This is a genomic window from Paenibacillus sp. FSL R7-277, assembly GCF_000517965.1.
Lineage (GTDB): Bacteria > Bacillota > Bacilli > Paenibacillales > Paenibacillaceae > Paenibacillus_AQ > Paenibacillus_AQ silagei.
Genome location: NZ_ASPX01000080.1, coordinates 322,637 through 334,288, shown reverse-complemented (window position 1 = coordinate 334,288; position 11,652 = coordinate 322,637). Strand labels below are relative to the sequence as shown.

Sequence of the window (11,652 nt, the reverse complement as noted above, 5' to 3'; positions counted from 1 at the left end):
CCAAATGAAAGATCAGCGACATGTGCTCCGATGGTTGACCAACTGGGGATGGATTCTCCTCTATATTGTGCTGATGTCCGGCGCCGTATGGTTCATTATGCAGGAGGACCGGGAGCAGATTGAGGATACTTCGCCCGAGAAGATCACACTGACCTTCCGGCATTTCTGGATCAAGGAGCATGACCGGCCGCTGCTGGCGATCTTCGAGGAGGTTGTGCGCAGCTACCAGGAGAGCCATCCGAATGTGAAGGTGAACTTCGAGGGGCTGGACCAGAATATCCACCGGGAGCAGAAGCTCAAGAGTGAGATGGTAACCGGCACACCGCCCGATATGTTCGTTCTGTTCGGCGGAGCGGAGATCGAGCCCTACGTGCGTTCAGCCCGGCTGATGGATCTGACCGATTTCACTGCCCAGAACGGTCTCAGCAACCAGTTCAAGGATCTGCATCTCTGGACGTTCAACAATCATATCTACGGACTGCCTATCGAGGGCAATGCGGAACCGCTCTATTACAATAAAAAAATCTTCACCAAGCTAGGCATTAACACTCCGGCTACGTTGGCCGAGCTGGATACGGTGATGGCGAAGCTGAAGGCAGCGGGGTATATCCCGTTTGCGCTGGGGAACGAAGACCGCTGGCCTGCGGGGATATTCGCCCATTATCTGATGGACCGCTACGCCGGACCGGAGTTGATTCAGAAGCTGGTTACTGGCGAGGATATGTCGAGCTTCCAGAACAGTGGCTACCTGGAAGCGTTCCGGCATCTGAACAGATGGGTGAAGGCAGGCTATTTCAGTGAGGATTCTAATGATACCTCCACCGAGGGTGCGGTCCGTCTGTTCACTGAAGGCAGGGCAGCCATGTATCTGAACGGCAACTGGGATATCAATTTATTCTCGGGGGACAATGCCCCGGACGATTTCCAGAGCCGGGTTGGAGTCATTCCCTTCCCCGCGCGGGAGGCCGGCACAGAGCCGTCTATCGCCGGAGGGTATACGATTGGCATCGGGCTGTCTTCGAGCCTCACCGGAGCGAAGCGGACAGCGGCACTTGAATTGATGAAGGGCTTCTATACGAAAGAGATTCAGACGCGGATTGTCTATGAGGGTCTCCGGATTCCGTCGATGCGGATTGCATTTGACCCGGAGAAGACCGGACCGGTCTTTGCCCAGGTGATGGATATGATGGAGGAGAATGAGCAGAGCTTCGTCCCGTATGACAATCTGTTATCGCCTGAAGTGAAGAAGACCTTCCTCAGTGTCATCGAGGAGATGATTGACGGAGGGCTGCAGGCGGAGCAGGCCTTGCAGCAGCTGCAGGATGCGTCCAAGCAGTATTGGAATCTGATCCGGAGTTCTTCGGGTCAATAAGCCTGGGGGTGTAAGTGATGAAGGAGCAGCAGGAGAAATATAAGGTACTGCTCGTAGATGATGAGCCGATTATACTGCGCAGCCTAAAGGTTGCGATTCCATGGGATGAGCTGGGCCTGAGCATTGTGGGGGAAGCGAAGAACGGGGAGGCCGCCTTGCAGCAGATTCAGCAGACCGCACCACACATCATTATCAGCGACATCCGCATGCCGGTGATTGACGGGATCACGCTGATGAAGGAGGTTCTGCCGCGCAGCGCCAAGTTGATCTTCATCTTCATCAGCGGCTACGGGGAATTCGAATATGCCAGGGAGGCCCTGCGGCTGGGGGCCTTTGATTACTTGCTGAAGCCGATTGACCATGACGAGCTGGTGGAGATGCTTAAGCGGGCCAGGGAGCGCCTGGACCGCCAGAAGGAGAACGAGCAGCTTATGCTCTCGGTGCAGACCCTGTCGCTGCTGGCCCGCGAGCGCATGCTGGCCGAATTCACGCTGGGCAATCCGCGGCCGCTGCAGCACCTTGCGTGGCTGGAGAACAGCGAGCTGGAGGGAGAATACTTCATGGCTGTGGTCCGTCTGGACGACTACGCCGCCTTGACGGCGAAATGGAGCGCCGAGGAGAAGCGTCTGTGGCTGTTTGCTGTGCGCAATATCCTGGAGGAGTGGTCGCTTACGAACGGGGCATTGTCCATCTTTCCCTTCTATAACGGGGAATGGATTCTGCTCTTCCCGGCCACTCTGAATGATGGCAAGCGGGAACTCGGGGAGCAGCTTATAGCGGGAATCAAGCGCTATTCCAAGCTGAATTGCTCTGTCGGCATCAGCAGAAGCACCAGCGGGATTGATCAGCTTAGCACGGTATACCCGTTAGCCTCCCAGGCGCTATACCAGCGCTTCTATTCCGGCCAGGCCGGTGTCTTCCTGGAAGAAGAGACAGCAGCGGCAGGCAACCGCGAGGTGCAGTATCCGAAGGAGCTGGAGCTGTCGCTGATTGAGAGCATCCGTACTCTGAATATGGAGCGGATGCTGACTCTTTTTGACGAGATGTCCGTATTCATTGAAGCCCAGAGCTTGCCCCAGCCGCTGGCGGAGCGCCTGATGATTGAGATGAGTGTGGTGCTATACCGGCAATTCGAACATCTGAATACGCATAATGACTGGTCCATTGAAGGGCTGTTCAGCAAGCTGAACGGACTGGGCACGTTGCCGGACATGATGAATGTCCTGAAGACCACCTTCCGCGACTGGCTGGAGCAGAGTCATAAGACCGCAGCCCGGGAGGACGGCCGGAGCATCATTGAGAAGGTCCAGCGGTACATTGAATCCAATTACCATAAGGATCTCAGCATCGAGGAGGTATCCGAGGTGGCCGATCTCAGCATCAGCCATTTCTGCACTCTGTTCAAGCAAATCTCCGGCTACACGTTCCTCGAATTCGTCACCCACTGCCGGATAGAGAACGCCAAATACATTCTGCGCAGCAGCAATGTGAAAGTGTATCAGGTCGCGCCGCTGGTCGGCTATCAGGACCCGAGATACTTCACCCAGGTATTCAAAAAAGCGACCGGCAAGACGCCCACAGAGTACCGTGAGGAGCATGTGAAGCAGGCTTAGCAGACCGGCGGGCAAGAAGCTGAGTAAACGCAGGATATACATAAAGGCCGGATAAGGAATCGGCCTAAGAGTCTGAGTAACTAAGAATCTAAGCACCTAAGCGACTAAGCACCTAAGCTAATGGGTGCTTTTTTTGTCGTTCAAGGCGTTAATGCTGATTAATTTGCTACATCCTTGAAGAGCGGGATTAATCAAGAAATCTGGTGACGGGCAGCGGCCGGAAGTCCAAATGCTCACCGCAGTGACGGCGAAGCTTCAAGTTCAAAACTTAAGTGCGTCTTATATAAGTGGAAAAACTCCAACTCTTTCAGCCGAAATCTTTGGAACCGGTGAAGCAGTTGGATAAACGACACTTACTGGAAGCGAAATTGGAGCTTTAGCGGAATGGGGTCGAATTAGATGACAAAAATCCACTTAATCTTCTTGCGGAAAGAAAAACGGATTTATTAAGTGTATAAAATCCAACTAAGGTGGCGAACAGGGGCTGCTTTTCGTTCATCATTACTGCTTCTGTATTGGAACGATTAATCATGCTACTATAAGTAATTAATAGACGAATGATAATATTATCCTTAAAAATATAGACAAATAAATAAAACATCTATATATTAATAAACAGATTAGATGTTTATCTATTTAGTCTATTTTGAATGATGGAGGATGTTAACGTGTTAAGTAACAAGTATGTACGGACGATTATGCTGTCAAATGTGCTATTGCAGCTCGGGGTGTGGGTGCGGAATTTTGCGATTCTGCTGTATGTTACGGAGATTACGCACAATGATCCTTATTATGTCTCGCTCATTTCGGTGGCTGAATACGGCCCGTTGTTTCTGTTCGCCATCATCGGGGGAACCTTCGCAGACCGCTGGCGACCCAAACGGACCATGATCGTAAGTGATTTGCTGTCCGCTTGCTCAGTCTTTGCTGTGTTGTTGGTGGTGCTGTCGGGCTCATGGAGGGCCTTACTGTTCGCAACGCTGGTATCTGCCATCCTGTCCCAGTTCTCACAGCCTTCGGCGATGAAGCTGCTTAAGCAGCATGTGCCTGAAGAGCAGCTGCAGAGTGTAATGGCCATGTTTCAGTCGCTTACAGCCTTCTTCATGGTCATTGGTCCGGTGATCGGCACCTTCATCTATAGTCATTACGGCATTGAGGCCTCACTTGCTGTGATGGGCGGGGTGTTCATCGGCTCGGCGCTCATTCTGGTCAAGCTGCCCGCTGACCGGATGGAGGAGACCGGACAGGCCCGCAGCGGGTTCCTGGCGGAGATGATATCCGGACTGAATTATGTGCGTGCAAGCCGGGTACTGAAGAACCTTGGAGTAACGTTTGCCTTCGCCGGGCTTGCCGCCGGACTGGTTCAGCCTCTGGGTGTCTTCATCATTATGGAGAATCTGGGCAGAGACAAAGGCTTCCTGCAGTGGGTGATGATGGCGAATGGAGCGGCGATGCTGCTGGGTGGAATGTTTATTATGAGTAAAGGCAAAACTATGAAGCCGCAGACAATGTTATCCCTAGGCCTGCTGATCAGTGCGGCAGGAACGGTAGGGGTAGGCTGGTCGCATCACACAGCGCTCACGCTGGTGCTCCAGACGGTTAGCGGATTCTTTTACCCTTGTATTCATATCGGTATCAATACCCTGCTGCTCCGTCACACAGAGACTGCTTATATGGGCAGGGTGGGCGGCATTATGGGGCCGATGTTCATGGGCTTCATGGTGATAGGAATGTCTGTAGCCGGCTACGCAAAAGGCACGCTCTCCCTATCCGCAGTCTTCACCGGGAGCGGCATACTGTTCCTGATTGCGGTGCTGATTCTGCTGCCGCTGCTCAGAACGAAGGAGGCGGGCAGACAAGCACTCCAGAGCCGACTATGACATTTGTCATACATCAGAGTTGATATTTATGACTTACGGGGATGACACTTCTTTCTTTATACTGGAAATATAAGAAGTATCCTTCAATGGATGCATCCGAGGAGGAACCGATCCCGATGACCAACAACCAGATACCCCAGCTCTCTACATTGAAGAAAAGCGTAGCCCCTTACGAGAAAACAGACCTCAACACGAGCATAAAACAGCTCATTAATACGCTTGGGCCGCTAGTGCTATTATGGACCGCCGCTTACTTAAGCTTATCCGTGTCCTACTGGCTGACGCTGCTGTTCGCTATTCCGGCTGCCGGCTTTGTCATCCGCACCTTTATTATTTTTCATGACTGCTGTCATGGGTCGTTCTTCAAGAACCGCAAGGCCAATGATATTGTCGGCACCATCACCGGTGTGCTTACCCTGGTCCCTTACCGCCAGTGGAAGCACAGTCATTCGATTCATCACGCCGGAAGCAGCAATCTCGACAAAAGAGGTATCGGGGATATCTGGATCATGACGGTGGATGAATATGTGGCTGCCAAGCCGCTCCAGCGGCTCTATTACCGGATCTACCGTAATCCGCTGGTAATGTTCGTCATCGGACCGATTGCCGTATTCCTCATCCAGTACCGGTTCAATGCCAAAGGGGCAAGACGCAAGGAACGGATGAATACGTACCTGACCAATGTGTCCATTGTGGGTCTATATACTGGAATCATTCTGCTCATAGGCTGGCAGGCGTTCCTGCTGGTACAGCTGCCGATTGTGTTCGTATCCGGCTTCCTCGGCATCTGGCTGTTCTATGTACAGCACCAGTTCGAACATACTTACTTCGAGCATGATGAAGAGTGGAGCTACGTGAACGCCGCTGTAGAAGGAAGCTCTTACTACAAGCTGCCGAAGCTGCTACAATGGATTACCGGCAATATCGGATTTCACCATGTGCATCACTTGAGTCCGAAGGTGCCGAATTATAATCTGGAATTGGCTCACAATGCCAGCCCGCCTTTGCAAAAGGCAACCACCATTACACTCAGCACCAGTCTCGAAGCACTGAAATACCGTCTTTGGGATGAAGAGCATAAGGTCTTCCTCAGCTTCAAGCAGTTGAAGCAGCGGTTGCGGAAGAGTGAGCCTGCCGTGAAAGAGGGGCTGAAGGTAATCAAACCGGGGTTCCAGAGCGAATAGAAGCGGTAACATGATAACATGCAGAAAGACAGATCCGGGGAGCAGGATGCCGGGTCTGGTCTTTCTTTTTAGAATACACACAGGTTGTTTCGAAGGAAGTTTTCGGTCGGAGGTTGGTTTATGTTAAAATGGGGGTATAAACTTGCTGGCAAAAAGGATGGCTAACATGCAGAAGTGGCATCATATTTTTCATAAAAGTACGGGACTAAGCCCTTATGTATGGGTTGTTTTTTACATTCTTCCGTTCTATTTCATCTTCCGATCCTCCTCGGCGGACCGCTGGGTGTATGGCATCCTGATGATTATGGTCTTCTTCGCCTGCTACGTGCTGTCGTTTAAGTCCAGGGGCTGGGTGGTCTATTTCTGGACCAGTGTGCAGATGATAGTTTCTGTTACGATGACGCTGCTGTTCGGGTACATGTACTTTGCGCTGTTTCTGGCTTTTTTTATCGGGAATATTCAGAAAAGAGCGGCCTTCTTCACCCTCTATCCGATCCATCTGCTGACGACGATTGTAGCCATTAACTATGAGCTGATTATGCGCAATCCCGTATTCCTCTCGCAGCTGCCGTTCGTGCTGGTCAGTATCATTGCTGTGGTGCTGCTTCCGGTCACAACCTATAACCGCAATAGGCAGGATAAGCTGGAGGAACAGCTGGAGGATGCCAACAAACGGATCTCCGAGCTGGGCATCATGGAAGAGCGTCAGCGGATCTCCCGGGATCTGCATGATACGCTGGGACAACGCCTGTCACTGATCGGACTCAAGAGTGACCTGGCCGGCAAGCTGATCACCAAGAATCCGGAACAGGCCATGATCGAAATTAACGATGTCCGTGTAACCGCCCGCAGCGCGCTTAAGGAAGTCCGGGAGATGATCACACAGATGCGGGGCATCCGGGTTGAAGATGAGCTGGTGCGCATCCGGCAATTCCTCCAGGCGGCGGAGATCGGTTATATACTGGAGGGTGATCCCGTTCTGACCAATACCTCGCTGATTACCGAGAATGTGCTGAGCATGTGCATGAAGGAGGCGGTAACCAACGTGGTGAAGCATAGCGGCGCCTCGCTGTGCCGGATACAGATTGAATCTTCACGGACCGATCTGGTCATCAAGGTGAAGGACAACGGCGGAGGGATTGAGGGGACCAAGCTGTATCATAAGGGGCATGGTCTGCAGGGAATGCGGGAGCGGCTTGAGTTCGTGAATGGTTCGATGGAAGTGATCCAGGATGAAGGAACTACACTAGTGATTAAGGTGCCGAATGCGTCGCAGCAGCCGGACATGGAGGTGAACGCGCAATGATATCAATCGTGATAGCCGAAGACCAGCGGATGCTGCTGGGAGCACTGTCGGCGCTGCTGGACCTGGAGGAAGACATGCAGGTAGTCGGCAAGGCGGGCAACGGGGAAGAGGCTGTGAAGCTGGTGAAGCAGCTGCAGCCGGATATCTGTATTATGGATATTGAAATGCCGGCTATGACGGGCCTGGAAGCGGCAGAAGCCCTGAAGGGGGCAGGCTGCAAAATCATGATTCTGACCACGTTTGCCCGGGCAGGGTACTTCGAGCGTGCGGTCAAGGCCGGAGTGGATGCCTATCTGCTTAAGGACAGTCCCAGCGAGGAGCTGGCGCTGTCGATCCGCAGTGTCATGGACGGCAAACGGATGTACGCGCCGGAGCTGATGGATGAAGCCTACAGCAAGGAAGCGAATCCGCTGACCGAGCGGGAGAAGGAAGTGCTGGGGCTGATTGCCGACGGCAAGAATACGAAGGAGATCGCCAGCCAGCTCTATATCACCACCGGTACGGTCCGCAACTATATCTCGGTCATTCTGGACAAGCTGGATGTGGGTAACCGGATTGAGGCGATTACGCGGTTTAAGGAGAAAGGCTGGTTCAAATAAAATATCCCTGCGGGGAAGCAGGAACGGCAGCTGTCTTTTAGGAGGGCTGGCCGTTTTTTTGTTCGACTTTTGTTCGATTATAGAGTTTACATAAACCGCTTAGAACGGAGCTTGACCAGAAGCGAATCTAGGACCTATCACCCATTTTTCATCTGAAAGCGGTTACTCTATTGGATCGGACGCTAAGATTTGTTAAAATAAATGCAAACATATGATCTTATTTGTAGTCGTTTCATGTGAAGCTGGGTAATAAATACTTGTGCCCCGTATGCACGTTCATTCATTCTGCTTACATCCTAATTCAGCCGGGAGGAATCTAATTTGCCAGAGCTAACATCCACGTACGTCGATTCACTTGCACCCAATGCTGCTGCGATCAAGAACGGCCAGGGGCTGGTCCGCAAAAAGAGCTTTGTGGAGCTCCATCAGTCGGAGAACGGAGAGCTATTATTCGGAAAATGTGCCGGAAGCGGCAAAACGCCCTATGAGTGCTCAGTGGACTTCATCGCACCAGACAGCCCGGTCTTCCGCTGCAGCTGCCCCAGCCGCCAATTCCCCTGCAAGCACGCACTAGGTCTGCTGTATGCCTATACCGAAGGCCAGACGTTCACACCTGCCCCGGTTCCCGAGGACATCGCATCGAAGCGCGAGAAGGCGGAGAAGCGGGAAGAGAACAAGGTGAAGCAGGCGGCTGAAGGAGCAGAGTCCAAGCCGAAGAAGGTTAACAAATCCGCCCTGAAGAAAAAAATCAACGCGCAGCTCGAAGGGCTTGACCTGCTGGAGAAGCTGGTACTCTCCTTCGTGCGCAGTGGCCTGTCCACAATTGACAAGTCTGCGGCCAAGACGCTTCAGGGGCATGTGAAGCAGCTCGGGAACTATTATTTGTCCGGGGCGCAGATTGAGCTGCGCCGCTTCGCGAATATGATGTTCAGCGGCAACGATCAGGAGCAAAACTATACATATGCGGTGGAGCAGCTGACACGGCTACACGCATTTATCAAGAAGGGCCGGACGTATCTGCTGGCCCGGAGCGAGGACCCGGAGCTGGCGCTGGATCATGAATCCACCATTGATGAATGGCTGGGCCATGCCTGGCAGCTTAGCGAGTTGAAGGAATACGGGCTGGTGAAGGAGGGGGCAGAGCTGCTGCAGTTATCCTTCTACAGCTACAACGATGCGGCCCGCCAGGAGTTCGTAGACCTTGGCTTTTGGCTGGATCTCTCTGCGGAAGCCGGGGAGATCCGCCGGACCTTTAACTACCGCCCTTACAAGGCGGCGAAGCTGATGCGTGAGGAAGACAGCTTCTTCGACATTGCCGTGGTTCCACAGCTGTACACCTATCCCGGGGATATGAATGCCCGGATTAGGTACGAGTCCATGTCTTCAAGACCGGTGCAAGGCACGGATCTTGAGCGGGCGGCCGCCAAGGCTCACCGTTCATATTCGGAGGTCTTCAAGAAGGTGAAGAACCAGATCAAGAACCCGCTGAGCGACAAGCAGCCGGTCATGCTGCTGCATGCCGCAGCTCTGGGCGTCACAGAGAACGGCCAGTATGTTATGACTGACGGGGAAGGCACAAGGCTCCTTCTGGAGGATATTCCGTCGATGCCGCAGGGCACAGTGGAGCTGCTGCCGTTCCTTCCGGCAGGCGCCCGCGAAGATTGTACAGTTCTGGTCATGTTCGAGCATGACCTGGACCAGGGACGTCTGCGTGCCCAGCCGCTAAGTGTCATTAAGGACGAAGAGATCGTTCGTCTGCTGTACTAGAGTAATTCAACATAATCCACAAACCTTTATTCATATGGGAGGACAATCCATGAGCACAGCGTTATTGCAGGAGCTGCATCAGGAATACAGAAGACTGTATATTGCCGGAAGTGAGCTGGCGGCCGAAGATTTCCGCCTGAAGCGGCTGCTTCCGCAATTTCAGCAGCTAGGCGAGCGGTCACCAGTCTTTAAGAAGTTAGGCGAGGGAATCACGGCACTGATTGAACCGGGGAGCCCGGACGGTCCTGCCCCGGGCATTCAATTGCAGGAGAATACCCTGCTGCTGGAGTCCGTTCTGTACACTCAGGGAACGACAACCGTGGACGGAACTCCCGGACCCTTGCCGGTCCGGAAGTTCACCCTGCAGACGAATCAGACTTACCGGAAGCTTGCGCCTGTGCTGGAAGCACTCACCACTACCGGAAGCGGCAGATATGAGATTGTAGTGGATGCGTATAAGGATGGGGTCTTCCAGGATCTGCGATTGCTGCCGCTGGCGGTCTCTGCGCTGAACGACCCGTATGCGGAGCTGGCGGAATATGCGATGAATCATATTCTCCCGTCCTACGGGCCGGTCATTGCCAGCCACCTGCTGGAGAGTCTTAATCTCTCAGGGGGAAGAAGTGAGGTCCGCAAACTGGAGGTAATCTGGAAGGTCGGTGCAGACGAATACCTGGATAAGATCTTCCACGCTGCCGAGAGTGGAAGTGAGGAGGTCCGCGCTGCAGCCATCAAATGCCTGGGCGGTTATGAACAATTCACGCCCAACCTGCTGGAGTGGTCCACTGACAAGAAGAAAGCCATCCGCGAAGCGGCCTATGCGGCGCTGGCGGCAGGCGGTACGTTACAGGGAGGGGAACGGCTGGTTGAGGCATTCATCCAAAAGAAGGACCGCGAGATTCTGGGCAGAGTGCTGGCGGACGGGCATTCCGCAGAGGTGAGTGCCCGTCTGGCGGCATTATTCATGGAGGAGCTGCAGGCAGCCCCGCAGAAAAATGACGGCGTGAAGCTGACAGACAAGATATGGAATGAGCTTCTTCCCTTCCTTACCGCTCTTCGCCGGGTACGGAGTCCGCAGCTGGATGAAATCTACAGCTATATCCTTCAAGAGTATCCCCGGTTCTCGTCACTGGGCTGGATTCCGCTTTTGGACCACGCAGCCTTGTATAAAGAGAAAACTCCAGACGGTGCTGCTCTGGCAGAGCTTGCAGAGCTGGAGAAGCGGAGCGTGCGTTTCCTGCCGCATTATTTCCATGCCGCCCAGCAGTCTATAAGTCCGAAGGAGCTATTCGACCGGTTCGCCGGCGGAACCTTCTTGGATAAACTCAAAGCGCTTGTGGGTAAGGAAGCCAAGGATGCGGCTCAGCGCTCCCAGCTGCTGATTAATACCATTGAGGATCAGGTTGTGGATATCCGCCGGAGGAATTATGAAGTAGAGTGGGATGCAGCGGGAATCAGACAGCCTTACAGCAGGGAGATGCTTCCGGTTGAGGAGATTGCCGCAGCTTGGGACCCCCGCTGGCTGGACTGGTTCATCCAGCACAATGCTGTGAATCTGGCCAGTGCCTTTGCCCGGCCGGGTCACAAGGGCGTGCGGAACTTTCTGGTTGATAAGCTGCAGGACCTGTCCAAACGCCGTGCCAGTGATTTCATTCCCAACATCTTCAAGGGACTGGAAAGGGCCGGGATGCCTGAGCCGGAGCGTCTGGAACTGTTGATGAGTGCCCTGGAGACTAAGAGTCCTCATAACCCGTATACCTTCGAATTGTATATATTTAAAATGATGGAGCGCTTCCCTGCCAGCTATGCCAGCCGTGTGGAAGCGGTTATTCCCAACTATAGATATGAATGCAAGCAGCAGCTGGAATATGTGCTGGACAGCCTGCGGAGTGCCAAGAATACCTGACCCTTATAACAGCTACCCTGTTCCT

At 53.3% G+C, this 11,652-nt stretch carries 8 protein-coding genes; all 8 read left to right on the top strand.

What is annotated here, in order from left to right; translation table 11 throughout:
* Window positions 1-4 precede the first annotated feature (4 nt).
* The 8 genes from C173_RS23560 (at window position 5) to C173_RS23525 (ending at window position 11,627) form a co-directional block, all read left to right on the top strand.
* The gene (locus C173_RS23560) at window positions 5-1,372 is read left to right on the top strand and encodes an ABC transporter substrate-binding protein (protein ID WP_036729212.1); all 1,368 of its coding nucleotides are present in this window, start codon (window positions 5-7) and stop codon (window positions 1,370-1,372) included.
* A gap of 17 nt (window positions 1,373-1,389) precedes the next feature.
* Window positions 1,390-2,985 (top strand): response regulator, encoded by a 1,596-nt coding sequence (locus C173_RS23555; RefSeq protein WP_036729209.1) that lies wholly within the window; start codon window positions 1,390-1,392, stop codon window positions 2,983-2,985.
* Between the two features lie 668 nt (window positions 2,986-3,653).
* Entirely contained in the window at window positions 3,654-4,865 is a 1,212-nt protein-coding gene (locus C173_RS23550) for an MFS transporter (protein WP_155991619.1), read from the top strand.
* Between the two features lie 116 nt (window positions 4,866-4,981).
* A complete protein-coding gene (locus C173_RS23545; RefSeq protein WP_036730133.1) occupies window positions 4,982-6,049 on the top strand; it encodes a fatty acid desaturase in 1,068 nt (355 codons plus the stop codon).
* Between the two features lie 166 nt (window positions 6,050-6,215).
* Entirely contained in the window at window positions 6,216-7,355 is a 1,140-nt protein-coding gene (locus C173_RS23540; protein WP_036729207.1) for a sensor histidine kinase, read from the top strand.
* Window positions 7,352-7,954, top strand: a complete 603-nt coding sequence (locus C173_RS23535) for a response regulator transcription factor (RefSeq protein ID WP_036729204.1) — start codon at window positions 7,352-7,354, stop codon at window positions 7,952-7,954. Before C173_RS23540 ends, C173_RS23535 begins: the two co-directional genes overlap by 4 nt.
* A 321-nt stretch (window positions 7,955-8,275) precedes the next feature.
* Window positions 8,276-9,721 carry an SWIM zinc finger family protein gene (locus C173_RS23530; protein ID WP_036729202.1) on the top strand — a complete coding sequence of 482 codons (1,446 nt, stop codon included), beginning with the start codon at window positions 8,276-8,278 and terminating at the stop codon, window positions 9,719-9,721.
* A 49-nt stretch (window positions 9,722-9,770) separates the two neighbouring features.
* The gene (locus C173_RS23525; protein WP_036729199.1) at window positions 9,771-11,627 is read left to right on the top strand and encodes a hypothetical protein; all 1,857 of its coding nucleotides are present in this window, start codon (window positions 9,771-9,773) and stop codon (window positions 11,625-11,627) included.
* Window positions 11,628-11,652: the final 25 nt, after the last annotated feature.